The sequence below is a fragment of the Pseudoxanthomonas sp. G3 genome (genome assembly GCF_057654715.1).
Genome location: NZ_CM172805.1, coordinates 3,388,518 through 3,413,785, shown reverse-complemented (window position 1 = coordinate 3,413,785; position 25,268 = coordinate 3,388,518). Strand labels below are relative to the sequence as shown.

The 25,268-nt window shown below is 68.3% G+C and carries 29 protein-coding genes and 1 other RNA gene; 9 read left to right on the top strand and 21 right to left on the bottom strand.

Going from position 1 to position 25,268, the window contains the following annotated elements:
• Positions 1 to 61 precede the first annotated feature (61 nt).
• On the bottom strand, positions 62 to 700 hold the full coding sequence (gene thiE / locus AC23D6_RS16385; RefSeq protein ID WP_487750270.1) for a thiamine phosphate synthase: 639 nt from the start codon (positions 698 to 700) through the stop codon (positions 62 to 64).
• A gap of 35 nt (positions 701 to 735) precedes the next feature.
• Here thiE and AC23D6_RS16380 point away from each other — a divergent pair, with 35 nt between their 5' ends.
• A complete protein-coding gene (locus AC23D6_RS16380) occupies positions 736 to 957 on the top strand; it encodes a rubredoxin (RefSeq protein WP_093301341.1) in 222 nt (73 codons plus the stop codon).
• A 201-nt stretch (positions 958 to 1,158) separates the two neighbouring features.
• On the opposite strand, the gene AC23D6_RS16375 is transcribed toward AC23D6_RS16380, so the two are convergent.
• Genes AC23D6_RS16375 through AC23D6_RS16365 form a run of 3 tightly spaced genes read right to left on the bottom strand, consistent with a single transcriptional unit; the run spans position 1,159 to position 3,000 of the window.
• Entirely contained in the window at positions 1,159 to 2,007 is an 849-nt protein-coding gene (locus AC23D6_RS16375; protein WP_487750269.1) for a SirB1 family protein, read from the bottom strand.
• 38 nt (positions 2,008 to 2,045) lie between these two features.
• Positions 2,046 to 2,492 (bottom strand): DUF192 domain-containing protein, encoded by a 447-nt coding sequence (locus tag AC23D6_RS16370; protein WP_487750268.1) that lies wholly within the window; start codon positions 2,490 to 2,492, stop codon positions 2,046 to 2,048.
• A 55-nt stretch (positions 2,493 to 2,547) separates the two neighbouring features.
• Complete coding sequence (locus tag AC23D6_RS16365; protein ID WP_487750267.1) at positions 2,548 to 3,000, bottom strand: hypothetical protein; 453 nt, start codon at positions 2,998 to 3,000, stop codon at positions 2,548 to 2,550.
• Positions 3,001 to 3,150: 150 nt separating this feature from the next.
• On the opposite strand from AC23D6_RS16365, the gene AC23D6_RS16360 reads away from it, so the two are divergent.
• Complete coding sequence (locus AC23D6_RS16360; protein ID WP_435305077.1) at positions 3,151 to 3,540, top strand: helix-turn-helix domain-containing protein; 390 nt, start codon at positions 3,151 to 3,153, stop codon at positions 3,538 to 3,540.
• A gap of 10 nt (positions 3,541 to 3,550) precedes the next feature.
• Here the strand turns inward: AC23D6_RS16360 and rpiA are convergent, their stop codons facing one another.
• The 7 genes from rpiA to AC23D6_RS16325 all read right to left on the bottom strand — a co-directional run bounded on the left by rpiA (position 3,551) and on the right by AC23D6_RS16325 (position 8,666).
• Positions 3,551 to 4,201, bottom strand: coding sequence for a ribose-5-phosphate isomerase RpiA (gene rpiA, locus AC23D6_RS16355; protein ID WP_487750266.1), 651 nt, complete (start codon positions 4,199 to 4,201; stop codon positions 3,551 to 3,553).
• 31 nt (positions 4,202 to 4,232) lie between these two features.
• Positions 4,233 to 4,700 (bottom strand): EVE domain-containing protein, encoded by a 468-nt coding sequence (locus tag AC23D6_RS16350; RefSeq protein WP_487750265.1) that lies wholly within the window; start codon positions 4,698 to 4,700, stop codon positions 4,233 to 4,235.
• Complete coding sequence (locus AC23D6_RS16345) at positions 4,697 to 5,299, bottom strand: 5-formyltetrahydrofolate cyclo-ligase (RefSeq protein WP_487750264.1); 603 nt, start codon at positions 5,297 to 5,299, stop codon at positions 4,697 to 4,699. Before AC23D6_RS16345 ends, AC23D6_RS16350 begins: the two co-directional genes overlap by 4 nt.
• A gap of 206 nt (positions 5,300 to 5,505) precedes the next feature.
• A non-coding RNA gene (ssrS, locus tag AC23D6_RS16340) (6S RNA) lies at positions 5,506 to 5,691 on the bottom strand.
• Positions 5,692 to 5,775: 84 nt separating this feature from the next.
• On the bottom strand, positions 5,776 to 6,072 hold the full coding sequence (locus AC23D6_RS16335) for a cell division protein ZapA (protein WP_093301320.1): 297 nt from the start codon (positions 6,070 to 6,072) through the stop codon (positions 5,776 to 5,778).
• On the bottom strand, positions 6,069 to 6,290 hold the full coding sequence (locus AC23D6_RS16330; protein ID WP_487752664.1) for a TIGR02449 family protein: 222 nt from the start codon (positions 6,288 to 6,290) through the stop codon (positions 6,069 to 6,071). The genes AC23D6_RS16335 and AC23D6_RS16330 overlap by 4 nt, the downstream gene beginning before the upstream one ends.
• 114 nt (positions 6,291 to 6,404) lie before the next feature.
• The gene (locus AC23D6_RS16325; RefSeq protein ID WP_487750263.1) at positions 6,405 to 8,666 is read right to left on the bottom strand and encodes a putative bifunctional diguanylate cyclase/phosphodiesterase; all 2,262 of its coding nucleotides are present in this window, start codon (positions 8,664 to 8,666) and stop codon (positions 6,405 to 6,407) included.
• A gap of 135 nt (positions 8,667 to 8,801) precedes the next feature.
• Here AC23D6_RS16325 and AC23D6_RS16320 point away from each other — a divergent pair, with 135 nt between their 5' ends.
• The 3 genes from AC23D6_RS16320 (at position 8,802) to AC23D6_RS16310 (ending at position 12,264) form a co-directional block, all read left to right on the top strand.
• Entirely contained in the window at positions 8,802 to 9,344 is a 543-nt protein-coding gene (locus tag AC23D6_RS16320) for a UPF0149 family protein (protein WP_487750262.1), read from the top strand.
• On the top strand, positions 9,344 to 10,666 hold the full coding sequence (locus AC23D6_RS16315) for an aminopeptidase P N-terminal domain-containing protein (protein WP_487750261.1): 1,323 nt from the start codon (positions 9,344 to 9,346) through the stop codon (positions 10,664 to 10,666). Before AC23D6_RS16320 ends, AC23D6_RS16315 begins: the two co-directional genes overlap by 1 nt.
• A gap of 62 nt (positions 10,667 to 10,728) precedes the next feature.
• Positions 10,729 to 12,264 (top strand): serine hydrolase, encoded by a 1,536-nt coding sequence (locus AC23D6_RS16310; RefSeq protein ID WP_487750260.1) that lies wholly within the window; start codon positions 10,729 to 10,731, stop codon positions 12,262 to 12,264.
• 67 nt (positions 12,265 to 12,331) lie between these two features.
• On the opposite strand, the gene AC23D6_RS16305 is transcribed toward AC23D6_RS16310, so the two are convergent.
• The 10 genes from AC23D6_RS16305 to rph form a co-directional block, all read right to left on the bottom strand.
• Positions 12,332 to 12,769 carry a GFA family protein gene (locus AC23D6_RS16305; protein ID WP_487750259.1) on the bottom strand — a complete coding sequence of 146 codons (438 nt, stop codon included), beginning with the start codon at positions 12,767 to 12,769 and terminating at the stop codon, positions 12,332 to 12,334.
• Between the two features lie 9 nt (positions 12,770 to 12,778).
• A complete protein-coding gene (locus tag AC23D6_RS16300) occupies positions 12,779 to 13,174 on the bottom strand; it encodes a YciI family protein (protein ID WP_487750258.1) in 396 nt (131 codons plus the stop codon).
• Between the two features lie 11 nt (positions 13,175 to 13,185).
• Positions 13,186 to 13,566 (bottom strand): VOC family protein, encoded by a 381-nt coding sequence (locus AC23D6_RS16295; RefSeq protein WP_487750257.1) that lies wholly within the window; start codon positions 13,564 to 13,566, stop codon positions 13,186 to 13,188.
• A gap of 45 nt (positions 13,567 to 13,611) precedes the next feature.
• Positions 13,612 to 14,952: a Xaa-Pro dipeptidase gene (gene pepQ / locus AC23D6_RS16290; RefSeq protein WP_487750256.1), complete on the bottom strand. Its 1,341-nt coding sequence runs from the start codon at positions 14,950 to 14,952 to the stop codon at positions 13,612 to 13,614.
• A 67-nt stretch (positions 14,953 to 15,019) separates the two neighbouring features.
• A complete protein-coding gene (locus tag AC23D6_RS16285; protein ID WP_487750255.1) occupies positions 15,020 to 15,367 on the bottom strand; it encodes a PilZ domain-containing protein in 348 nt (115 codons plus the stop codon).
• On the bottom strand, positions 15,364 to 17,883 hold the full coding sequence (locus tag AC23D6_RS16280; RefSeq protein WP_487750254.1) for a DUF1631 domain-containing protein: 2,520 nt from the start codon (positions 17,881 to 17,883) through the stop codon (positions 15,364 to 15,366). The genes AC23D6_RS16285 and AC23D6_RS16280 overlap by 4 nt, the downstream gene beginning before the upstream one ends.
• An 85-nt stretch (positions 17,884 to 17,968) precedes the next feature.
• Positions 17,969 to 19,123: a radical SAM family heme chaperone HemW gene (hemW, locus tag AC23D6_RS16275; protein WP_487750253.1), complete on the bottom strand. Its 1,155-nt coding sequence runs from the start codon at positions 19,121 to 19,123 to the stop codon at positions 17,969 to 17,971.
• A gap of 3 nt (positions 19,124 to 19,126) precedes the next feature.
• Positions 19,127 to 19,720, bottom strand: coding sequence for an RdgB/HAM1 family non-canonical purine NTP pyrophosphatase (rdgB, locus tag AC23D6_RS16270; RefSeq protein ID WP_487750252.1), 594 nt, complete (start codon positions 19,718 to 19,720; stop codon positions 19,127 to 19,129).
• Positions 19,721 to 19,727: 7 nt separating this feature from the next.
• Entirely contained in the window at positions 19,728 to 20,120 is a 393-nt protein-coding gene (locus AC23D6_RS16265; protein ID WP_487750251.1) for a VOC family protein, read from the bottom strand.
• A gap of 102 nt (positions 20,121 to 20,222) precedes the next feature.
• Positions 20,223 to 20,948, bottom strand: a complete 726-nt coding sequence (gene rph / locus AC23D6_RS16260; protein ID WP_487750250.1) for a ribonuclease PH — start codon at positions 20,946 to 20,948, stop codon at positions 20,223 to 20,225.
• Positions 20,949 to 21,059: 111 nt separating this feature from the next.
• Between rph and AC23D6_RS16255 the strand changes: the two genes are divergently transcribed.
• The 4 genes from AC23D6_RS16255 (at position 21,060) to AC23D6_RS16240 (ending at position 25,267) form a co-directional block, all read left to right on the top strand.
• Entirely contained in the window at positions 21,060 to 21,920 is an 861-nt protein-coding gene (locus tag AC23D6_RS16255; RefSeq protein WP_487750249.1) for a YicC/YloC family endoribonuclease, read from the top strand.
• Positions 21,917 to 22,534 carry a guanylate kinase gene (gmk, locus tag AC23D6_RS16250; protein ID WP_487750248.1) on the top strand — a complete coding sequence of 206 codons (618 nt, stop codon included), beginning with the start codon at positions 21,917 to 21,919 and terminating at the stop codon, positions 22,532 to 22,534. The genes AC23D6_RS16255 and gmk overlap by 4 nt, the downstream gene beginning before the upstream one ends.
• A 136-nt stretch (positions 22,535 to 22,670) precedes the next feature.
• On the top strand, positions 22,671 to 22,970 hold the full coding sequence (rpoZ, locus tag AC23D6_RS16245; RefSeq protein WP_487750247.1) for a DNA-directed RNA polymerase subunit omega: 300 nt from the start codon (positions 22,671 to 22,673) through the stop codon (positions 22,968 to 22,970).
• Positions 22,971 to 23,095: 125 nt separating this feature from the next.
• On the top strand, positions 23,096 to 25,267 hold the full coding sequence (locus AC23D6_RS16240) for a RelA/SpoT family protein (protein ID WP_487750246.1): 2,172 nt from the start codon (positions 23,096 to 23,098) through the stop codon (positions 25,265 to 25,267).
• The last annotated feature ends 1 nt before the right edge of the window (position 25,268 follow it).

Sequence of the window (25,268 nt, the reverse complement as noted above, 5' to 3'; positions counted from 1 at the left end):
AGTCGCGATGGAAGGACCGTGATGCCTCGTCGCGACTTACGTCGCTCCCACACCACGGTGGTCAGCGGCTTTCGAAGCCCTGCCGGTAGGCGATTGCCGCGGCCACCGGATCGGCCGCCTCGAACACGCCGCCGATCGCGGCGACCAGGTCGGCGCCGGCGGCCACCAGCGGGCCCATATTGTCAGGCGTTATGCCGCCTATCGCCACCCGCGGCACGCCCAGCGCAGCGGCGTCGGCCAGCAAGGCCGGCGTGGCGCGTCGTGTGGTGATCTTGCTGGTGGTGGGGAAGAACGCACCGAACGCCACGTAGCTGGCACCGGCCGATACGGCGCGCTCGGCCAGGATCGCGTCGTCGTAGCAGGAAGCGCCGACGATGGCGTCCGCGCCCAGTCGCGCGCGGGCGGCCGCGATATCGCCATCGTCCTCGCCCAGATGCACGCCCGCGGCGCCTATCGCGGCCGCCAGGCCAACGTCGTCGTTGATGATCAGCGGCACGCCCGCCTGCGCGCAGAGCGCCTGCAGGGCCGCGGCTTGGACAAGACGGCGGCCGGCATCGGCGTCTTTCTGCCGGTACTGCAGCCAGGTCGCCTGCGGCAGCACCGCGGCCACGCGCGCCAGCAGGCGGTCGGTCTCCGGTTCCTCCGGGGTGATCAGGTACAGACCGCGAGCGGTGCGGACGGACGGCGGCAGGGGTGTCATCGGCGAACTTCCGGTGCGCGGGCGGCGATGGGACAATGGCCGCTCCTCCAAGCCGGCATTATCCCGTGACCGACGCCACCACCACCATCTTCCGCACCTGGATGTGCGTGGTCTGCGGCTTCATCTACCACGAGGCCGACGGCCTGCCAGAAGAAGGCATCGCCCCGGGCACCCGCTGGGAAGACATTCCCGACGACTGGACTTGTCCCGACTGCGGCGTGAGCAAGGAGGATTTCGAAATGGTGGAGTTGGATTGAGCGATTTCCAGCAACTTCTGTAGGAGCGACGTGAGTCGCGACCGGGATACGCGAACGTGCGTGTCGCCATGACGCTGCAGGATGTTCGTGCATAGCAGGGTGTTAGCGATGAGGTACGCCTGCGATGGGATGGCAGGGTGCCACGTCTCGCGGTCGCGACTTACGTCGCTCCTACAAAAGCGCCTGCAAATCGCTCCGCGCTCAATGCATCCGCGACGTGCGCACCGCGTTGAGTTCGATCAGCTGCTCGCGCAGTTCCGCGGCGTCTTTCGCTTCCGGCGACAGGTGCAGGTAGCGGGCGAGGTCGCGTTGCGCGCCGGCGCGGTAATCCATCTTCAGATAGGCCTGGCCGCGGTCGCGCAGGGCGTCGGGCTGGTCGGGCGTGAGCTTGAGCACGCGGTCCGCGCAGCGTGCGGCGCGGTCCCACTCGTCGCGCTCGACGTACACACCGTGCAGGTTGCGCAGCGTGCGCACCAGGATCGCGCGGTGCGAGGCCGGGTTGAGGATGTGCAGCAGCGCGGCGTCGTCGGGGATGTCGCCGCCCAGGTGCGGCTTGGCGCGCTCGCGCAGTTCGTCCACGCCCAGCGGGCGGCCGCCGTTGAACGGGTCCATCACCAGCAGGCCGTCGTCGACCGGCAGGCGCACGAGGAAGTGGCCGGGAAATGACACGCCATCCAGCGGCACGCCCAACCGGCGCGCGACTTCCATCTGCACCATCGCCAGCGATACCGGGTTGCCCAGGCGGCGCTCGAACACCTCGTTGAGGTAGCTGTTGCGCGGGTCGTAATACTCGTCGTGGTTGCCGGTGTAGCCCAATTCGTCGAACAGGTGGCGGTTGATGGCGGCCATCTTCAGTGGCCACGGCTCGATCGTGGCGATCTCGTGGCGCAGGTGTTCGGCGTGGCTCTGGACCAGCGTGTCGTAGAGGTCGGCGTCCAGGTCCGGGTATTCATCGCGCGCGATCAGCAGCGCGGTTTCCAGCAGCGGCACCGTGTCATCGGGCTGGCTGGCCAACGCATTCCATTCCGGCAATGTCAGTCGATCCCCCATGCCGACAGACTGGGGCCAATCCGACCGCGAATCAAGCCTCAGCGGACGGGCGGAATGCCCTTGCCGAGGGTGAGCTCGGCGCCGTCCTGGAGCTTGAGGCGTTCGGCTTCGCCGGCGTTCAGTTCCAGCACGAAGCGCGCCGGCTGGTCGCTGGGGTAGGAGGGGCAGGCGTCGCCGGCGGAACACGGCGGCACGTTGCGCTGCTGGGTGACCAGCTTGCGGCCTGCGTCGAAGTACAGGATGTCCAGCGGGATGCGCGTGTTCTTCATCCAGTAGGCCTGCGGCTCCTCGGCCTCATGGATGAAGAGCATGCCCGTGCCGTCGGCCAGGGTGTCGCGGAACATCAGGCCGCGCGCGCGCTCGGTGTCGTCGTCGGCGATCTCGACGGTGTACCGCTTGCCGCCGATCTCCACCCATTCGCCGCCGCTGGCGCAGCCGCTGAGCAGGAGGGCGGAAACGAGCAGGGCGGGGGACATGCGGCGCATGGCGGCTTCCGACGATCGGGGCCGCCAGTCTACCGGTTCGCACCGCACCGGTGCGTCAGTCGGCGGGCGCCTCGGCCGGCGGCTGCACGCGCACCCAGCTGGCGATGCGGTCCGCGACCCGCACGTTGTCGCGGTAGTACGCGGCGTTGTCGGCCAGCGCATGCCAGCGCTGCTGGTCGCGGCACAGCGTGTGCAGCTGGGTGACGAAGCGCTGCATCAGCGCGCCGTCCGGCATCGCCCCGTGGGCCTGCGCGCCGTGCATCAGGTCGAGCAACAGCAGCAGCCCGTCCTGGCAGTGCTCAGCCTGCATGCGCGCGCCCACGTACAGCAGGTCCAGCTGCGCCGGCGTGAGCAGCGTGATGCCAGGGTCGGCGAGGCTCTGGCCGGGCCCGCCCTGCAAGGCCTGCAGGGCCTGGTCGAGTGCACTCGGCGCATCGTCGACGCCGTGGATGATTGCCTCGGCCGATGCGGCGTCGGCGTCGGGCAGTTCTTCATGTGAGTCGGACATCGTGCGTTCCTTGCGTGGCCGGTGACGGCGACGATGCTGACGAAGGTCGTCGGGCGCGCCGTTCGTCGCCGAATATATGAACACAAAATGTTCGCGTCAATTAACTTTGATAGTGATTCGCGCCCTCGCCACTGCGCGTAAGTTTTCGACATGGCCGACGAACGAGAAAAATTCGCGCAACGCCTTGTGCACGCGATGCAGCAGGCGGGCTATGAGCCACGCCCGATTGTCCTGTTCCATCTTTTCAACGCGAAATACCGCGGTTCTTCTGTCACCTTCCAGACAGTGTCACGCTGGCTCCGCGGACGCGCGCTGCCGGAGCAGGACAAGCTGCAGGTGATGGCCGATCTGCTCGGCGTGGAACCGCATGCGCTGCGGTTCGGCGTGTCGCCGCGCTCGCGCGTGGCGGAGGCGCGTCCGCCATGGCCGGCGGGCGCCGGCAGTCGTGAACGGCAGGTGGTGGAGGCCTTCCTCCAGCTGCCGCCGAAAAAACGCGAGCTGGTGGGCGAACTGGTGAAGGCCTTGTCGGAGAGCGCGTAAGCGCCGCGGATCAGCGCAGCACGATCGGCGGTTCGCCGCCGACGATGACGATGTCCGCCGGACGACGGGCGAACAAGCCGACGCTGACCACGCCGGGAATCTGGTTGATTTCGCGCTCCATCGCCACCGGATCGGTGATCGACAGATTGTGGATGTCCAGGATCAGGTTGCCGTTGTCGGTCACGGTGCCGTCGCGCCAGACCGGCTGGCCGCCGGTGAGCGCCAGGATCTCGCGTGCGACCAGGCTGCGCGCCATCGGGATGACTTCCACCGGCAACGGGAACTTGCCCAGCACCGGCACCTGCTTGCTCGGGTCGACGATGCAGACGAACTGCTTGCTGGCCTCCGCGATGATCTTCTCGCGCGTCAGAGCGGCGCCGCCGCCCTTGATGAGGCGCTTGTGCGGGTCGCACTCGTCGGCGCCGTCCACGTACAGCGACAGCGTGCCGGTGTGGTTGAGGTCCAACACCTCGATGCCGTGCTGCTTCAGTCGTGCGGTGCTCTGTTCCGAGCTGGAGACTGCGCCCTTGATGCGGTCCTTGATGCGCCCGAGCGCATCGATGAAGAAGGCAACGGTGGAGCCGGTGCCCACACCGACGATCATGCCGTCCTCGACGAACTCGATGGCCTTTTCGCCGGCCAGGCGCTTTGCTTCGCTCATGGGGAGTGCAGTATCAGGAGGGAAAAGGGGGTCATTCCAGCGCCAGCAGGAACTTCCACTGTGCGGCGGTGACCGGCAGCACCGACAGGCGGTTGCCGCGCTGGGTCAGCGCGAAGCCGTCGCCGAGATCGTCGGCATGCTGCTTGATCTCGTCCAGGGTAATCGTGCGCTTGAGCTTGCGCTCGAACTTCACGTCCACCAGCGACCATCGCGGATCTTCACGCGTGCTCTTCGGGTCGTAGTAGTCGGACTTGGGGTTGAACTGGGTGTCGTCCGGGTACGCCGCGCTCGCCACGGTGGCGGTGCCGACGATGCCCGGCTCCTTGCAGTTGGAGTGATAGAACAGCACGCCGTCGCCGACCTGCATGCTGCGCATGAAGTTGCGCGCCTGGTAGTTGCGCACGCCGTTCCACGGTTCCGTGCCGACCTTCTTCAGATCGTCGATCGAGAAGGTGTCCGGCTCGGATTTCATCAGCCAGTAGCGCTTGCGTGCGGTCATTGCGGGCGTTCCGGCAAAGCGGGGGAAGGGGTCAGGGTGGTGCGCTCGGTGCAGATCGCGTCCAGCGGCACATCCCAGGCCTGGGCCGCGACCGACGCAACGCGCTGTACTTCGAAGCCGACGCCGACCAGCCACGGCGGCGCCGGCTGCTGCAGGCGCGCGGCCAGCGTGCGGTCGTACCAGCCCCCCCCCATGCCGAGGCGATGGCCAGCGTCGTCGAAGCCCACCAGTGGCACGGCGATCAAGGCCATCTCGCTGGCGCGCAGGCCACTGCGCGGATCGATATCGGGCTCCGGGATGCCATAGCGGTTGGTCACCAGTTCGTCGCCGGGACGCCAGGGAGCGAAACGCAGGGTTTCGTCGTCGGCCAGCACCGGCAGGCAATAGACCAGACTCTTCGGCAGCCGCAGCTGCCAGCTGTGCAGGCCGATCTCGCCGTCCATCGCCCAATACCCGCCCACGTAGCCGCGCTCGGGCGCGAAGGGCAGGGCCAACAGGCGCGTCGCCAGCGCATCGGCCCCGGCGATGCGTTCAGCGGCGGGGATCGCCTTGCGGCGCGTGCGCAGGTCGCGGCGCAGCGCATCGCGCTGTGCCGTCATGGTCGCGGGAACGAGGGGTTGGGCATGCGGGAATTTTACGGCATGCGCCCCGGCGCTGCCGGGGTGGGACCGCGGGAGCGGCGTCAGTCACGGCCCTGGGCGTTGGGTCCCCGGTGCAATCGGCTTCGTTTCGAAGTCATCCCGCTCAAGGGCGGGTGCAACTGGACCGGCCGGGTCGCGGCTGATGCCGCTGCCGCGGGAAAAATACGTCCTCCGCCATCAACGATGCTCACGAAACGACCTTGAACCCGGGGTTCAAGTGGGAAGGCTGGGGAACCATCGGGCTTTCCGCTGCGAGGCAGACCTGCACTCCCGGTACCGTCGCCATCCCGTGGTCGTCATTAAGGGACAAGGCGAATGTTTGCGTGCGCTGTCGAGGACAGCAGAGGACGCGAAGCCAGTATAGCGGCTTGAAAAAACTTGCCTAGCCCGTTCGTCGGCGGATTCAGTGCGCAGTCGGTGTGGTGCGCAGCGCGTTACGACGAACCGAGCGCTGCGTCGAGCTTGCGGTGCAGGTCCTGGAGCGTGCGTTCCACGTCGCGGTTGCGCGCGTGCTGCTCGTCACGCAGCTGCTGCAATTCGTGTGCCAGATTCAACGCGGCCAGCACGGCCACGCGATCCACCGCCGCCATACGGTTGCTGCCGCGCACCTCGCGCATGCGGCTGTCGAGCAGCTTCGCGGCCGCCATCAGGCCGGAGCGTTCGTCGGGCGAGACGCCGACGGTGTACTCGCGGTCGAGGATATGGACGCTGACGGGCTCGGTGGCGCTCACGTGTGCTGCTCCAGGGATTTCAGGCGGCTGATCATCGCTTCGACCCGCGAACGCGCCTGTTCGTTCTTGGCCAGCAGTTGCGAGCGTTCGCCGACCAGCTGTTCCTGCTGCTGGCGCAGGCTGCGGTTCTCGTCGGACAGCCGCTGGCAGCGATCCGCCAGGTCCTGGATGCGCGTGCTGAGCGCGCGTAGCTGGTCGAGCAGGTCGGCGTTGTCCATGGCGGCCACGATAGGCATGCGCTCGGCGGGCGGTCAAGCGATCAGGGTTGTGGGAGCGACGTCAGTCGCGATCCGGAGCCCGGTGTCGCGGCTCACGTCGCTCCCACGCGGGAATCAGGACGCGACGCGGATGCCCGAGCCCGGGTAATACTCGCGGATGAACCGCAGGCACTGGTCGGGGCTCAGCGCCTGCGCGACCCAGTGGCCCTGCACCTCGTCGCAGCCGTGGCTGCGCAGGAACTCGTACTGGTCCCAGGTCTCCACGCCTTCGGCGACCACCTTCAGCGCCAGCGACTGGCCCATGGTGATGATGGTGCTGGTGATGGCTTCGTCGTCGCTGTCGTGGGTCAGGTCGCCGATGAATTCGCGATCGATCTTCAGTGTCGTCAGCGGCAGGCGCTTGAGGTAAGCCAGCGACGAGTAGCCGGTGCCGAAGTCGTCGATCGCCAGCGAGATGCCGAGGCGACGGCACGCGCGCAGCGTGTCCGCGTTCTGCTCGGGGTTGGCCATGATGACGCTTTCGGTGAGCTCCAGTTCCAGCCGGCTGGCCGGGATGCCGGTCTCTTCCAGCGTGCGCGCGACCACGGCTTGCAGGTCGCCGCGCTGGAGCTGGGTGGCCGAGACGTTCACCGCCACCGACAGTTCCTCCAGGCCGGCGTCGTGCCAGCTGCGCAGCGTCAGGCAGGCTTCGCGCAGCGCCCAGGCGCCGAGCTCCAGGATCATCCCGGACTCTTCGGCCAGCGGGATGAACTGCGCCGGCGAGACCATGCCGAACTCGCGACTGTCCCAGCGCAGCAGGGCCTCGGCGCCGGTAATGCGCTGGCGCGAGATGGACAGGCGCGGCTGGAACACCAGCGACAGCTCGTTGCGGTCGATCGCCCGGCGCAGCGCGCTGGCGAGGATGGCGCGATGGCGGTTCTTCTCGTCCATCGATTCCGAATACACCTGGTAGGTGTGCCGACCCATCGCCTTGGCCTGGTACATCGCGGTGTCGGCGTGCTTCAGCAGTTCGGTCGGTACCTGCGCATGTTCGGGGTACAGGCTGATGCCGATGGAGGGCGACACCGCCAGCTCCAGCCGCTCGCCGAAGTTCAATGGCGCGCGGAAGGCCTGGATGATCCGCTGCGCCACGTCCTCGGCGTCGGGCATGCCATTGATGTCTTCCAGCACCACCGTGAACTCGTCGCCGCTCAGCCGCGCGACGGTGTGCTGGGTACCCACGGTCTGCTGTACGCGCGCGGCGGCGGCGCGCAGGATGCGGTCGCCGGTGGCGTGGCCCAGCGAATCGTTGATGTCCTTGAAGCGATCCAGGTCGATGAACAACACCGCCACGTGGCCATGCTCGCGGCGCGCACGCACGATGGCGCGCGACAGCCGCTCGGACAGCAGCGAACGGTTGGGCAGGCTGGTCAGCGTGTCGTAGTTGGCCAGGTAGCGCAGCTCCTGCTCGGCGCGCTTCTGCTCGGTGATGTCGGTGAGCACCTGCACGTACAACGGCCGCTCGCCGCTCACGTCGGGTACCACGTTGGTCTCGATGCGGCAGAGGATCTCTTCGCCGTCCTTGCGTACCTTCCAGACCTCGCCGGACCAGCGCCCGGTCAGGCGCAGTTCGCGGTGCATGCGCTCGAAGAACGCGTCCTCGTGCTGGTCGCTGTCCAGCATGGTCATCGGCTGGCCGATGATCTCGTCCTCCGCATAGCCGGTGATGCGGGTGAAGGCGGGGTTGATGGTGATGAACTGATGGGCCCAATCCAGCACCGCGACGGCCTCGTTCATGCTGCGCATGACCTCGCCGGCGATGCGGTGTTCGTACTCGGCGTTGCGGCTGGCGGTGATGTCGCGCGCGGTGCCGGCGATGCGGACTGGCTGGCCGTCCGCGTCGCGTTCCACCACGCGGCCGCGCGCGCGGACCCATACCCAGGTGCCGTTGCCGAGCATGTCCATGCGGTGCTCGGACGTGAAGATCGGGGCCTTGCCCTGCAGATGCAGGCGCAGGCGCTCCATCACCAGTGGAAGGTCTTCTTCGTGGATCGTCGGCACTTCGCCCTGGCGGGTCAGCACCGTGATGTCGGCGGTCTGCACCGCCGTTTCGTCCGCCCGCATGCGGTACAGCCTGCGCTGCACCAGGTCGTAGTCCCAGAACTGTTCGCCGGAGGCCCACAGGGCCAGCTTCAGGCGTTCGTCGCGGTTGCGCAGTATCTCGCTGCGCGAGGGCTCCGGCTGTACCTGGCGCGCCGCAAACCACGCCTGCCACCAGCGCCGCGTGCCGATCACCACCACGCCCACCAGCACCGCCGCCGCCAACACCATGACGAAAGGCCGGGCCGACAGCGGGGACGCCGTTGCGAGGACTGCAGCGACAGGAAGAGGCAGCATGGGGGTGGACGGACGTCCGGGCCAAGGCGATACCGGAGTGTAGGCATGCGTACACATGCACAACAAGCCGGGATGCGGCTTTTCGTTGGTACAATCGAGGCGTTGTCCGAAACCTGCAGCGGATTGCGTTCTTCTATGCCCGACCTCCCCGATATCGCCGCTGTCGACGCGGCCTCCCGCCAGTTGGGACTGGCGACGGACGCCTCGGAACTGCACGGCGCGCTGTGCGGGTGGCTCGCCGGTGGCGGCGCTGCCGACGGCACCTGGCTGGCCCGCGCGCTGGCCGACGACAGCCTGCCGGCACCCGCAGCCGGCAGCGCACTGGACCAGATGCGCGAAGCCGCGGTCGTCCAGCTCGAGGACCGTGGATTCTCCTTCGAACTTCTGCTGCCCGCGGCCGACCGCTCGCTGGATGAGCGCGCCGAAGCGCTGTTCGGCTGGTGCCGCGGCTTCCTGGGCGCGTTCGGCCTCGCTGCCGGCGCGACCCCGCCGTTGTCGGAGGAAGGCCAGGAAGCGCTGCAGGATCTGGCGCGCCTGGCCAAGGCGTCGGCCGAAAGTAGTGAGGACGAGGAGGACGAGGACGCACTCGCCGAACTGGAAGAGTTCGTCCGCGTTGCCGCCCTGTTGTTGCATGGCGATTGCGTGCTCGGGCCCCGGCATCGCCGGAGCCTGAACTGATGAAGGCGGTGACCGGCATCGCCGCGGCGGAGTTCGCCCGCCGGCGCCGGCAACTGATGCGGATGGCCGGCAACGACGCCATCCTCGTACTGCCGGCCGCCCCGGAGCGCACCCGCAGCCACGACACCCACTATCCGTACCGGCAGGATTCCGATTTCTGGTACCTGTGCGGTTTCCCCGAACCCGAGGCGGTGCTGGTGCTGGTGCCGGGACGCAGGCATGGCGAGGCGATCCTGTTCTGTCGCGAACGCGATCCGGAGCGCGAAGGCTGGGACGGGCCGCGTGCGGGCCAGGAAGGCGCGGTGAACGACTTCGGGATGGACGATGCCTATCCCATCGACGATCTCGACGAGATCCTGCCCGGGCTGCTCGAGGGCCGCTCGCGGGTCTACTACCACTTCGGCCGTGATGCCGATTTCGACCTCAAGCTGATCGGCTGGGTGCGCCACGTGCGCGCGCAGGTACGTCAGGGCGCGCAGCCACCGCACGAGTTCCTCGAGTTGGGCCACCTGCTGCACGAGCTGCGCCTGTTCAAGTCGAAGGACGAGATCAAGCTGATGCAGCGCGCCGCCGACATCAGCGTGCAGGCGCACCGGGCCGCGATGCGCGCCGCGCGCCCCGGCATCCGCGAGTACGAACTGCAAGCGGACCTGGAGCGGGTGTTCCGCGCGAACGACGCCTGGCCGGCTTACAACAGCATCGTCGGCGCCGGCCACAATGCCTGCGTGCTGCACTACCGTGCCAACACCGCGCAGGCGCGCGACGGCGACCTGGTTCTGATCGATGCCGGGGCCGAGTATCGTGGCTATGCGTCGGACATCACGCGCACGTTCCCGGTCAATGGCCGCTTCACGCCGGCGCAGCGTGCGCTGCATGACCTCGTCGGCCAGGCACAGCGCGCCGCGCTGGACTGCGCGCGCGTGGGTGTGCCGTACGAGGCCGGCCACGTGGCCGCGGTCGAAACGCTGACCGAAGGCTTGCTCACGCTGGGCCTGCTGAAGGGCAAGCTGGAAAAACACCTCGCCGAAGGCAGCTATCGCCGCTTCTACCGCCACAAGACCGGCCATTGGCTGGGCCTGGACGTGCACGACGTGGGCGATTACCGCATCGACGGCGAATCGCGCCTGTTGGAACCGGGCATGGTGTTCACCATCGAACCCGGCCTGTACGTCTCCCACGACGACACCACGGTGGATGCGAAGTGGCGCGGCATCGGCATCCGCACTGAGGACGACGTGCTGGTGACCGCCGACGGCCCGGTCGTGCTGACCGATGCGCTGGCGCGCAGCGCCGACGAGATCGAGGCCGCGATGGCCGCCTGAGCGGCTGTCAACCTGATGCCCGGTGGCACGTTGCCGGGAGACCCCGAGCGAGGAGAGGGCGCATGGCGAAAGGAACGGGTCGGCACCGGATCGTACGTCGGCACGCGTACGCGTTGATGCTGGCGCTCGCGGCGACGGTCGCGCACGCCGCCGAGCGCGACGCCGATATCGCGCAAGATCCCCTGGCGGCGCTGCAGCATGGACTGCGACCGAATGTGTTGCCTGTCGATGCGCCGCTGCCGCGATGGTCGCTGGACGCACGCATGCGCCATCACCTCGTCCCTGGCGTCGCGATCGCCATCGTCCGCGATGGTCGCGTCGTGGCCGCGCGCGGTTACGGCGTGCGCAGCGCAGAGGCGAGCGCGCCTGTGGATGCCGACACGGTGTTTTCGGTGGGTTCGATCAGCAAGGTGGTCGCCGCGGCGGCCACGCTGCGCCTGGTCGATGCAGGGCGTGTGTCGCTGGACCGCGATGTCGCCATGGATCTGAAGCGGTGGCAGGTGCCCGATGTCCCCGAGCGCAATGGCGCGATCACCCCGCGCATGCTGATGTCGCACACCTCCGGACTGGGCGTGCACGGCTTCGCCGACTACCTGCCGGATGAGAGAGTGCCGACGCTGACGCAGGTGCTGCAGGGCGTGCCCCCTGCGAAGAACGCGCCGGTAACGCGCCGCTTCGTCCCCGGAGAACGCAACGATTACTCCGGCGGTGCGGTCACGGTCGAGCAGATGCTGCTGGAGGATCTCACCGGCGAACCGTTCGCGCGCATCGCGGAAGCCGAGGTCTTCGATCCGCTGCGGATGGCACGCAGCACGTACGCCAGCCCGCTGCCGGCCGCCTACGGCAACGTCGCGCATGCGCACGATGAGGCAGGCACGCCCACGGCGCTCCCGCGCGGCTACGAAACCTTCCCAGAATCCGCTGCCTCGGGTCTATGGACCAGCGCGAACGACCTGGGCACGTTTGTCGCCGCGATCATCCGCAGCTATCAGGGCCGCGAGGATTTCCTGCGCCGCGGCACCGCCGTGGAGATGCTCACGCCGGTGGCGCGCAGCTGGTTCGGCCTGGGGCCGCGGCTGGATGGCGAAGGCGCTTCCCGCACGTTCCATCACGGCGGGGCCAACGACAGCTACCGCGCCTGGATCGAAGGCTATCCGGAAACCGGCGACGGTTTCGTCATCCTCACCAACGGCGCCAACGGCGACGCCCTCGCACGCGAGATCCGCAATGCGCTGACCGACGCGCTCGGCCACGGCGACAACGCGTTGCTGCGCTCGCTGGCGCATCCCGCCTCGCCTGCCGCGGATCTTGCCGGACGCTATCGACTGGATGCACGGGTACCGATGGAGATCCGCGGCGCAGTCGCCGACCTGCTGGAAGACGACACCTTCGAGATGCAGATCACCGATGGCCAGCTGGCATGGCGTCTGCCGGAAGCCGCGTCGGCCTCCACGCTGCATGCCCTCGCACCGAATCGGTACGCCTCGGCCTCGGGCAGCCTGCGCTTCCAGTTTCACCGCGGCCCGGAGGGTCGCGTGCAGGCGGTCAGCGTGCTGCATCCGGCGTCGGACTCGCGCGCTCTGTATCGGCGGGAGTGAGGTGCATGCGGTCCCGGATGCGATTCGCGCAGCACGATGTCGCGCGTGAGGGATAAACCCACCTCGCTCAATCGACGCCTGTCCGCACATCAGCGATCCACAGCTGCCGCCAACGCGTGGTCTTCTGCTCCGGCGCCAAGGTCTGCGGCGACGCGGTCACGACGGGCGCGAAGGCCTCCCGCGCATGCAGGCAGCGGACATTCACGGCCGCGTACGTGCGATCCTCTTCCTGGAAAACCACGGCCACCAATACACCGCAGTCGCCGCACAGCAGGAACTGCGCCGCCAGTGAGCCCTGCCGGTAGCGGCGCAGCCGATCCGGGCGACGCGTGTGCAGCGTCAGGCGTCCGGCGGCGTCCGAGACCCAGGCCGCGCCATGTGCACGGCAAAAGCTGCAATCGCAGGCCCGTGGCGCCGTGTCCGCGGGGCTCAGAGACGTGGAGAAAGTCAGGCCGATCGCGCCGCAATGGCAGCCGCCTTCCAGCGTGAGGTGCGTCGCCATCATGGTGCGGGGTCAGCCGTCGCGGGAACGCCAGGCCGCGGGCGTCTCATTGGTTACGTCCTCGGCGCGGGCGCGTGCGGCCTCCAGCGGCCGGATTTCCATTTCCAGGCCGAAGGCCAGGCAGGGGTTCTGCGCGGCGATGCGTGCGGCGTCATCCAGCGAATCGGCCACGATGAACCAGTAACCACCCACCAGTTCCTTCGCCTCGGCGAACGGGCCGTCGGTGATGCCGTCGCGGGTGACGCGCTTGCCCCGCGCTTCCAACCGGCTGCCGGGTTTCAGCGTGCCCTCGGCCAAGCCGCGTTCGTACCATGCGTAGAAGCGGTCGATGGCGTCCTGGACGTCCTGCGGCGATGCGTTCTCGTCCCATTGGCCGCGGGAAATCAACAGGTAGTCGGATGTCGTCATGTTGTCCTCTTCTACTGCCCCGCGGGCGGTTCCCACAGTTCGACCTTGTTCCCTTCCGGGTCCAGCACCCAGCCGAACTTGCCCTGCTCCGATACCTGCGGATCGCCGACGACGTTGCAGCCCTCCTCGCGCAATGCCGCGAGCAGCGCGTCCAGGTCGTCCACGCGGAAATTGATCATGAAGCTCGCGGTGCTGGGCGCCATGTAAGTGGTGTCCTGCTTGAACGGGCTCCAGATCGTCATGCCGGCAGGACTGCCTTCGCCGCCCCACGGGAAGATCGCGCCGCCCCAGTCCGAGGTGTCCACGCCGAGGTGGTCGCGGTACCACGCGCTGAGCGCCTTCGGGTCCACCGATTTGAAGAAGATTCCGCCGATGCCGGTGACGCGTTTCATGGTGGATTCCTCCGTGTCGTGAGCAAGCGCCGAGGTGGCCGAAGCTCAGCCGATTTCCGCAAACGCCGGACGCGTCAGATTATCGGCGTCGCCTTCGGTGCACCGCACTTCGTCCTCGATGCGGATACCGCCGTAAGGGCGGAATGCGTCGACGCGCGTCCAGTCGATGCTGGCGGCGTGGCCGTTCTTCTTCACCTCGTCCAGCAGCAGGTCGATGAAGTACAGGCCGGGCTCGATGGTGACGACCATGCCCGGCTCCAGCACGCGGGTCATGCGCAGGTAGGGGTGGCCGGCGGGTCGCTCGATGCGGCCACCGCGGTCGCTGGCGGCGAAGCCGGCCACGTCGTGCACCTGCAGGCCGATAGGATGGCCCAGGCCGTGCGGGAAGAACGCCGCGCTGACGCCGGTGGCGACCGCCGCCTCGGGCGAGACGGTGATGACGCCGAAGTCCTTCAGGATGCCCATCAGGGTCAGGTGCGCATCCACGTGCAACTGCTTGTAGTCCACGCCGCTGCGCACGCCGGCGCACATCGCCTGCTGCGCGGCATCGACGGCGTCGATCATCGCCTGGAACTCGCTGGCGGTGTCGTAGGCGTAAGTGCGGGTGATGTCGCTGGCGTAGCCGTGGAAGCTGGCGCCGGCGTCGATCAGGAAGCTGCGCAGCGGTGCCGGCGCGACGCGCTGCAACTCGGTGTAGTGCAGCACGGCCGCGTGCTCGTTGAGGCCGATGATGTTGCCATAGGGAAGATCGTTGGCGTCCTGGCCGACGGCGGTGCAGTACGCCATGTGGATGCCGAATTCGCTCTCGCCCGCGCGGAACGCCGCCTCGGCCGCGCGATGGCCGCGCACGGCCAGGCGCTGCGCCTGGCGCATCAGGGCGATTTCGTACGGCGTCTTGTAGGAGCGCTGGTATTCCAGGTACTGGATGACCGCTTCGGGATTGTTCGGCACATAGCCGCCGAGCGCACTCTGTGGTTCGCCGAGGATGGCGCTGTTCGCGGCCGGCGGCAGCAGGGCGAGTGCTTCATCGGGCGTGCGGATGATGTGGATGTCGAAGTGGTCCACCCACCAGCCGCTGGGCGCACCCGGCACCACGTGCCAGTAATCGAACGGCTGATAGAAGATCACCTTCGGTCGCTTGCCCGGCGTGTACACCAGCCAGCTGTAAGGAACGCGCGTCAGCGGCAGCCACGCCTTGAACTGCGGATTGACCGCGTACGGATAGTCGCGGTCGTCGAACACCTGCCAGTGCTGCGTGCCGCTGGGCACGACCAGGTGATCGAAGCCGCCCCGCGCCAGCGCTTCGTCGGCGCGGCGCGTCATCATCGCCAGATGGTCGGCGTACAGCGGGACGAGGCGGGCCGCGAGATCGGCGGGGGCGTTCATGGCGGAGGCTCTTGCGGAAGAACCTCCATTTTGCCGCATCCGGCCCGCGCAGGCCGGTGTGCAGGCCTTACTCGGCTTCGGGCCCGGCGTTTACCCACTGGCGCAGCCGCTCCAGCGGCTCGCGGTCGATGGTCAGGAAGCGCAGGCCGGCAAAGGCCTGGCCGGGCGTATTGGCCGGCGCGGACCACAACAGGTGCGCGCCGACGTCGATCGGCGTGTCCTGTCCGCGGTCGTCGCGCAGGTGGAAACGCAGCTGGTAGAGCGCGTCGTCGGTCAGCGGCTCGGTGGCCACCAGCAGCATGCCCGATTCGGACAGGTTGCCCAGGCGGCCGATGACCTGCTCGGTCATCAGGTCGAACACGGCCACCGGCTTCGGTACGTTGCGCCGGCGGGCGCGGCGGAATTCGCGCATCATGCGGCGCCTCCTGCGGGTTCGGCTTCGCCGCGGCGCCCGGTGAGGCTGCGCAGCGCATGGAGCGTGGCGTTCCAGGCCCGGTCGATCAGGCGTCCGCGGTCCTCGGTCACCACCTGCGCCTGGCCCTTGGCCATCAGCAGGGCCAGCGTGTCCAGCGAATGCTCGCCGACGCGCTGGCCGCGCTGGTTGACGAACAGCGCGTTGCCGGTGACCGGGCTGAACCACGACAGTCGCTGCCGCTGCACGTCGCCCTGCTGGTTGCGGGTGAACTCGAACCAGGTACCGAACGGGAGCGTGCGCAGGTAGTCGTAGCACTCCTGTTCCTGTGGCGTCCGTGGCTGGACGGGCTTTTTCTTGACCTCGTTCTGGCCGCCCAGGCGCGCGCGCGCCTTGAGTCGTGCGGTCAGCTCGGTGCGTGACGTCGTCTCGTCTTCCTCGACGCTGGAGAGGCGGCGCGCGATCGCGGCCGCCTCGTCTTCGTGATAGCCCACCTGGATCAGCGACTTCTCCACCTTGCCGGCCAGCTCGGGATTGGCGCCCTGTGCGGTGGTCGTGGCAGCGACGATCTCCAGCGTGGTCTGAAGTTGCTCAGCCCACTCCCCGGAAGACTCGCCGTTGCGCAGCTGGGTGAGCGTGAGCACGTCCGCCCAGGCTTGGCTGAGCAAGGCCTGCACGAACTTCTGCGGCTTGGCGTCGGCCATGGCCGACTCGATCGTCTCGGCGGCGCGCTGCTTGGCGACTTCCAGCCGGTCCTTGCCGCGCGCGGCTTCGATCTGACGACGCTCCGCCAACTCCGCCTTGCGCACCGCGGCCTGAAGGTGCTGCTGCACGTCACGGTGGGCGTCTTCGAAGACGGCTTCATCGCCTTCGTACTTGTCCACCACCTTCTCGACGGCCTGGTGCAGTTTCTGCACCAGTTGCGGGTCCACGTCGTCTTCGCCCAGCCACGTGGCCCCGGATTCGGCCACCGTGTTGAGCAGGTCGCGCGCGGGATGCTGCGCGCGCAGGAAGAAGTTGCGGTCGCGCAGGGCGGCCTGCACGACCGGCACCTGCAGTCGCACCAGCATGTCGGCGGCGGGTGCATCGTGTTGCACCTCGCGCTCGATCTCGTTGTAGAGCAGGTCCAGCAGTTCGAACGTGTCCGAGTCGGCGCTGGCGAGTGTGGCGTTCGGCCCGTGCTGCGCACGCGCGGCGGCCAGCATGGCGCGCTGCAGGTCCTGCACGGTGCGTCGCGGCTGGTCGGGCGCGCGGTCCGGCAACGGCGCGGCCTGCAGGCGCTGCAGCGTGCTCAGCACGTCGGGCGTGGGCAGCAGGCGGGGGGTCGCCGCCTGCGCGCTGCCGCCGGCAGCGCCGCCGTGGCCAGCCGCCGCGTGCGTGCCACCCGTACCGCCGGCGCTGGCCGTGCTCCCCGTTCCCGGTGCCGTGCCCGACTGTCCTTGGGCCAGGCTTCCCGGGCCACCCGAAGCGCCCGTCCCTCCTGCCAAGGCCTGGGCATCGGCCTGCAGGCCGCCTCGGCGGATGGCCAGCAATTTCTGCAGGACTTCGAAGGAACCCGCGGTGTCGTGGGATGTCGTGCTTCCGCCACCGTCGGCAGACGCGGCGTCGCGAGGTGGGAGCGGGGGCGGCGTGCTGCCGCTGCCCGTGGCGGGTACGTTGCTGCCGATCAGCGCGCCGGCGACCGCCTGCAACTGCTCGGGTGTGAGCGTGGCCCAGTGCGAGGCGGTGCCCTGGCCGTTCCAGCCGGTCATCGGCCGCGCCGCGCCGTCGCCTTCATCGCGCGGATGCCTCACGGCGTCCTGCGCGCGCACGCGCCGCGGCGTGTAGACCAGCCCGGGCAGGATGCCTTCGCGCGACAGGAACTGGTTCACCGTGCCGGCCCACTCGCTGTAGTTCAGCATCACCTTCTGGTCGAAGGTGCGGTACAGCACGAGTTGCGCATCCAACGACAGCTCCAGGCAGGCGGCTGCTTCCTTCAGCACGTGGCAGAGGCGGTTCGGACCGAGCGGCAACGTTTCCGCGTCGTAGGCCGGCTGCCCCGCCAGGACGCCGAAGCGCTGGCCCAGCATCAGGATCTGCGCGTTGCCGCGCTGCTCGTGCCGGCGCGCGACTTCGCGCAGCACGATCTCCTGGTCCATCGCCGCATCCTCGACCAGGGTGAGGGTCTGGTAGTCCAGCCGCGCCGCCGCGGGCGCATCGCCGGCCGCGCGCGGTACACGGATCGAAGCCAACTCGGCCTCAAGGCCGAACATGTAATGCGGCGCCAGTTCGGTGCGGTGCTTCTGCAGCGCGCGCAGGTCGACGAAGACCTGCGCCTGCAGGTGGTTGCTGCGCGCCTGGTCGGCGTGCTTGAAAAGCTGTTGTTCGAACTCCACCAGCATCGCGTTGATCGCCGTGATGAAGTCGGTGGAGACGTGGTCGAACAGGTTCTGCAGCACGCGCCGCACGCGCGGAGGCAGCGCGGCCGACGCGATCGTGGTCGGCGTGGCAGCGGGCGAAGGCGGTCGTGGCGCGGTCATCGGTGCGGCGGGCTCCCCTGTGGCGCCATCATTATCACACCCCGTACAGCCTGCCCACCCGTCCATCGCCGGGCAGGTCTGGGACTCACGCGTCGAGGAAGAGTTCGATCACGTCGTTGGTGAAGCGCCGGCCCAGCGCGGTCGGATGGACGTGGGTATCGGACAGGCTCACCCAGCCTTGCCGCATTGCCTGTGCCAGGGCATCGGCGATGGTCGCGCGGCCCAACCCGGTGGTGGCCTCGAACTCGGTCAGCGCGAAGCCTTCCTGCAGCCGCAGCGCGTTGAGCATGAATTCGAAAGGCCGGCGCTCGGGCGTGATGTCGTCGTCTCCGCCGATGGCTGCCGGGGTACCTGCGGCCGTGAGGTAGGCGGTGGGGTGCTTGATCTTCCAGCGGCGCAGGATCTGCTGCGTCGCGCCCACGGTGATCTTGGCGTGGGCGCCGGCACCGATCCCGATGTAATCCCCGTAACGCCAGTAATTGAGGTTGTGCGCGCACCGGCGGCCGGCCCGCGCGTAGGCACTTACTTCGTAGTGCTGGTAACCGGCGTCGGCCAGCAGAGCCTGGCAGTGCTCCTGCATGTCCCAGGCGTGATCGTCGTCGGGCATGCCTTGGGGCGGTTTGGCGAAGAAGACCGTGTTCGGTTCCAGCGTGAGTTGATAGTGCGAGATGTGCGCCGGTTGCAGGGCGAAGGCGCGCTGCAGGTCGTACTCGGCCATGGCCAGGGTCTGGCCGGGCAGGGCGTACATCAGGTCGAGGTTGAGGTTGTCCAGGCCGGCGTCCTGCGCCAGCTTCACCGCATGCTCGGCCTCACGGCTGTCGTGGATGCGGCCCAGCTTCTCCAGGCTCGCGTCGTCGAAGCTCTGGATGCCGAAGCTGATCCGGTTCACGCCGGCGGCACGGTAGTGCTCGAAGCGCCCGTGTTCGGCGGTACCCGGGTTGGTCTCCAAGGTCACTTCCAGCCCCGGCGCGAAGCGCAGCCGGCTGCTCGCGCCCTGCAGGAAGCGGTCGATCGATTCCGGCGGGAACAGGCTGGGCGTGCCGCCGCCGAAGAACACGCTATGCACCGTGCGGCCCCAGACCAGCGGCAGGTCGTGGTCGAGGTCGCGCAGCAGCGCGTCGATGTAGTCCCCGAACGGCAACTCGCCCTTGCCCTGGTGCGAATTGAAATCGCAGTACGGGCATTTGCGCACGCACCACGGCATGTGCACGTAGAGCGCCAGGGGCGGCGGAATCAGCATGGATCAGGCCAGCGCCAGCAACCGCTGCTTCAGCGATGCCAACGCCTTGCCGCGGTGGCTGATGCCGTTCTTCTCGTCCAGCGGCATCTCCGCAGCGGACTCGCCGCGCTGCGGGTCGAAGAACACCGGGTCGTAGCCATGCCCGCCGGTGCCGCGGCGCTCGTGCAGGATGCGGCCGCGCCATTCGCCTTCGACGATCAGCGGCTGCGGATCGTGCGCGTGTCGCAGCAGGACCAGCACACAATAGAAATGCGCGCCGCGCTGGTCGCCGGGGACGTCGCGCAGCGCGTCCAGTAGTTTGTCGATGTTGCGCTGCGCGTCGCCGTGGCCGCCGGCGTACCGCGCCGAGTACAGGCCGGGTGCGCCGTTGAGCGCATCCACGCAGATGCCGGAGTCGTCGGCCAACGCGGGCAGGCCCGTCTGCAGGCTGGCGTGGCGCGCCTTGATCAACGCGTTCTCGACGAAGGTGGTGCCGGTTTCGTCGGCGTCCTCCACGCCCAGGTCGGACTGGGCGACCAGTTCGATCCCGGTATCGGCCAGCAGGCCGCGCAGTTCTTCCAGCTTGCCCGCATTGGAGGAGGCGAGGACGAGTTTCATGCGGTCATCATCCCTTCGGCTGCAGCAGGTCCCAGCGATTGCCGTAGGCATCGCGGAACACGACGACGGTGGCGTAGGACTCCTCTCGCGGCGTTTCCACGAATTCGACGCCGGCGGCCGACATCCGCGCATGGTCGCGCCAGAAGTCGTCCGTCTGCAGGAAGAACCCCACGCGTCCGCCGGTCTGGTCGCCGATGCGAGCACGCTGTTCGTCGGTACTGGCCTGCGCCAGCAGCAGGCAGGTTTCCGTGCTGCCGGCCGGCGCAACGCGGACCCAGCGCTTGCCGCCGCCGAGGTCGGTATCCTCGCGCAACGCGAAACCCAGCGCACCGCAGTAATGCGCGATGGCGCGGTCGTAGTCGTCGACGACGACGGTGATCAGGCTGAGGGTCTGTGGCATCGGTCAACTCCGTCCAATCGGCTTGTTGTGGGAGCGACGTCAGTCGCGATGGTCCATCGGTAAAGCCTCATCGCGACTGACGTCGCTCCCACAAGGAAGATGTCAGCCTTCCAGGGCCGCGCGCTGAGCGGCGAACAGTTCGCCGATACCCTTTTCGCCCAGGGCGAGCAGCGCATCGAGTTCGTCGCGGCGGAAGGCGTGTCCCTCGGCCGTGCCCTGCAGCTCGATGAAGCCGCCGCCGTCGTTCATCACCAGGTTCATATCGGTGTCGCAGTCGCTGTCCTCGGCGTAGTCCAGGTCCAGCACGGGCACGCCACGGTAGATGCCCACCGACACCGCGGCGACCGCGCCATGGATGGCGTCGCGTTTGATCTCGTTGCGCGACTTCAGCCAGTTCACCGCGTCCACCAGGGCCACGTAGGCGCCGGTGATGGCCGCCGTGCGGGTGCCGCCGTCGGCCTGCAGCACGTCGCAATCCAGCGTGATGGTGCGTTCACCCAGCGCCCCGCGGTCCACGCAGGCGCGCAGGGTGCGGCCGATCAGGCGCTGGATCTCCAGGGTGCGCCCGCCCTGCTTGCCGCGTGCGGCCTCGCGGTCGCTGCGGGTGTGGGTCGACCGCGGCAGCATGCCGTACTCGGCGGTCACCCAGCCTTCGCCCTTGCCGCGCAGGAAGCCCGGTACCTTGTTGTCGACGCTGGCGGTGCACAGCACCCGGGTGTGGCCGAAGCTGACCAGCACGGAGCCTTCCGCATGCCGGGTGTAGTTGCGCAGGATGCTGACATCGCGCATCTGGTCGGGCTGGCGGCCGCTGGGGCGGGAGAAGGACATGGAGGCATCCGCGAAGAGGGGGGCGAAGTTTACCAGTCCGCCACCGCCTGGCCGGGACGCCGGCGCCCGGGCTGCTAAGATGCGCCGCTCATTGATCCGATGGGCTCCCGCATGATCCGCAGCATGACCGCGTTCGCCACCGCCGAACGCGCCACCGAGGGCGGCACGCTCACGGCCGAACTGCGCGCGGTCAACCACCGCTTCCTGGAATTGGGCGTGCGCCTGCCGGACGAACTGCGCGTGCTGGAGCCGGCGCTGCGCGAGCGCGTCGCCGCCCGTGTCTCCCGCGGCAAGCTCGACCTCACCCTGCGCCTGCGCGCGCCCGAGGGCAACGGCGCCCTGCAACTGAACCCGCGCGTGGTCGCGCAGCTGTCGGAGCTTGCGCTGGACCTGTCCTCGCGCCTGCCGAACCTGCGCACGGAGCTGACCGATCTGCTGCAGTTCCCCGGTGTGCTGCAGAGCAAGGGCGTGGACATGGACGCGCTGCAGGCCGAGGCGCTGGCGCTGCTGGACGGCGTGCTGGACCAGTTCATCGCCGCACGCGAACGCGAGGGCGGCAAGCTGGTGGCGGCGATCCTGGAACGCGTGGACGGCATCGCGGCGCTGGCCAGCGAGACGCGCACGCTGATCCCGCAGATCCGGGCCGGCCAGCGGCAGAAGCTGGAGACGCGCATGGCTGACCTGGCGCAGACCATGGAGCAGGGCCGGCTGGAGCAGGAACTGGTGCTGTGGCTGCAGAAGCTCGACGTGGACGAGGAACTGGATCGCCTCGACAGTCACGTGAAGGAGATCCGTCGCGTGTTCACCCAGAAGGACCCGGTGGGTCGCCGGCTGGACTTCCTGCTGCAGGAGTTCAACCGCGAGGCCAACACCCTGGGCTCCAAATCCGTGGACATCCGCACCACCAACATCGCGGTCGAGTTGAAGGTGCTCATCGACCAGATCCGCGAACAGGCGCAGAACATCGAATGAAGCGCGGAACCCTCTACATCGTTGCGGCGCCGTCCGGCGCGGGCAAGAGCAGCATCGTCAACGCGGTGCTGGCCCGCGACGACGAGATCGCGCTGTCCATCTCGTTCACGTCGCGCGGCGCGCGGCCGGGCGAACGCCATGCGCAGCACTACCACTTCATCAGCGCCGAGGCGTTCGAGGCGATGATCCGCGCCGGCGACTTCTTCGAGTACGCCCGCGTGCACGGCGACTGGAAGGGCACGGCCCGGCAGTCGGTGGAGCCGCAGCTGGCCGCAGGCAAGGACGTGCTGCTGGAGATCGACTGGCAGGGCGCGCGGCAGGTGCGCGAGAAAGTGCCGGACGCGGTCAGCGTGTTCATCCTGCCGCCATCGCGACAGGCGCTGGAGCAGCGCATGCGAGCCCGCGGCCAGGACAGCGAAGAAGTCATCCAGCGACGCCTGGCGGCCGCCCGCGAGGAGATGTCGCACTACGGCGAGTTCGACTACGTGATCGTCAACGACGTCTTCGACGAAGCCGTGGCGCAGATGCATGCGATCTTCACCGCGAGCCGGCTGCGCCGGGAGGCGCAGGATGTCCGCCACGCGGGCCTGATCGCCGCGCTGCTGGCCGACTGACCGGGCCATTATGTCCTGATTCCGGGGTTAACCGGTTGATTTTCAAGGAAAGGCTTGCAATGGCGGGCCCGGCTGCCTACAATCGCCGCCCCTTTCCGTATTCACTGCGCGACCCGACCGGTCGCCGGGAGCCCGCATGGCCCGCATCACCGTCGAAGATTGCCTGGAAGTCGTCAACAACCGTTTCGAGCTGGTCACCATGGCCGCCAAGCGCGCCCGCCAGCTGGCCAACGGCGTCGATGCGCAGATCGACAACACCGAAGCGCAGGACAAGCCCACCGTGCTGGCGCTGCGCGAGATCGCCGCGCGCAAGATCGACAATGAGTTGATCGACCGCGTCGAGAAGGCCGAGCGCGAGCGCGCCGAGCGCGAAGCGCTGGAGTGGGCCGCCGCCGAAGTGGTCGCCGACGACGACCTGTCCAAGGGCGACGACTGAGATCGACGCCGTCTGACGTTTCCATCGGAACGGACGATGACCCAAGGCCCGCGAAAGCGGGCCTTGTGCGTTTCCGGGCCGTGCCGCGCGTTGCCGATCCGACCGGTCTGGCATAGGCTGGCGACATGAATTCCGGCCGTAACGTGAAGGCACTCCGCACGCCCGCGCCGTCGCACGACGACGCGACGCCGGACTACGTGGCGCAGTTCGAAAGATCCGCGGCCTACCTGCCGAAAGACCAATTGCCGCTGCTGCGGCGCGCATGGGAAGTGGGCGCCGCCGCGCATGCGGGGCAGACCCGCAAGTCGGGCGAACCCTACATCACCCATCCGGTGGCCGTCGCCGGCGTGCTGGCCGAACTGGGCATGGATGCGGAAACGCTGATCGCGGCCATCCTGCACGACACCATCGAGGACACGCCGCTCACCCGCGAGGAGATCGCCGGCGAGTTCGGCGAGAGCGTCGCCGAACTGGTCGACGGCGTCACCAAGCTGGACAAGCTGAAGTTCCGCGATCGCCAGGAAGCGGCCGCCGAAAGCTTCCGCAAGATGCTGCTGGCGATGTCGCGCGACCTGCGCGTGATCATGATCAAGCTGGCCGACCGCCTGCACAACATGCGCACGCTGGGCGCGCAGAGCGCGGAGGCGCGTTCGCGCATCGCCCGCGAGACGCTGGAGATCTACGCGCCCATCGCCCAGCGCCTGGGCATGAACCTGGTGAAGTCCGAACTGCAGGACTTGGGCTTCCGCGCGTTGCACCCGTGGCGCCATGCGGTGATCGACAAACACATCCGCAGCCAGCCGGTGATGCGCCGCGAGTCGATGGCGCAGATCGAGGCCCACCTGTCGCAACGGTTGGCGAAGGAAGGCATCGAGCACCGCCTGGTCAGCCGGATCAAGACGCCGTGGAGCATCTACAACAAGATGCAGGGCGAAGGGAAAAGCTTCGACCAGGTGATGGACGTGTTCGGCTTCCGCGTCGTCGTCGACTCGGTCCCTTCGTGCTACCACGCCCTCGGCGCGGTCCACGCGCAGTACAAGCCGCTGGACGGGCGCTTCCGCGACTTCATCGCGATCCCCAAGGCCAACGGTTACCAGTCGCTGCACACCGTGCTGTTCGGCCCGTACGGCTCGCCGATCGAGGTGCAGATCCGCACGATCGAGATGGACCTGGTGGCCGAACGCGGCATCGCCGCGCACTGGACCTACAAGTACGGCACCGATTCGCCCAATAGCGCGCAGAACCGCGCGCATGCCTGGATCGTCGAGCTCATCGACAACCAGCGGGCCGCCGGTTCCTCGCTGGAATTTCTGGACAACGTGAAGGTCGACCTGTTCCCGGACGAGGTCTACCTGTTCACGCCGAAGGGCAAGATCCTCTCGCTGCCGCGCAACTCCACCGCGCTGGACTTCGCTTACGCCGTGCACACCGACGTGGGCAACCAGGCTGTGGCCTCGCGCGTGGACAAGAAGCTGGTGCCCCTGCGCACCAAGCTCAGCAGCGGCCAGAGCGTGGAGATCATCACCGCCAAGTCCGCCGCGCCGAAGCCGCAGTGGCTCGAGTTCGTGGTGACGAGCAAGGCGCGTACCGCGATCCGCCACCAGCTCAAGCAGCTGGAGCACGAGGACGCCGTGCAACTGGGCCACCGCATGCTCGACCGCGCGCTGGAGGACCTCGACAGCTCGCTGGAGCGGCTGCCGCAGCAACGTCTGGAAGCCTTCCTCACCGAACACAAATACCCGCGCCTGGAAGCCTTCCTGGCCGACGTGGCGCTGGGCAACTGGATGCCGTCGCAGGCGGCGCAGGCGCTCACCGCGTTCGCGGAACTGCGCGGCGGCGGCCACTCCAAGCATTCGCAGGAGAAGATCCTGATCACCGGCGGCGAGCGCGGCGTGGTCAGCTTCGCGCAGTGCTGCCAGCCCATTCCCGGCGATGAGATCATGGGCTACCACACCGCCGGCAAGGGCATCGTGGTGCACCGGCTGGATTGCCCCAACGTGGTCGAGTTCCGCAAGTCGCCCGACCGCTGGGTGCCGATCGCGTGGGACGCCAACGTCACTGGCGACTACGACGCGGCGTTGCTCATCGACGTGGAGAACCGTCCGGGCGTGCTCGCGCAAGTCGCTGCCGCCGTGGCCAAGAGCCAGTCCAACATCGAGCGCGTGGAATATCTGGAGCGCGACATCAACATGGCCGTGCTGCGCTTTTCCATCCAGGTCCGCGACCGCAACCATCTGGCGGAGGTGATGCGCCGGCTGCGCCGCCTCAACGTCGTGCACGGCGTGCGCCGACAATAGC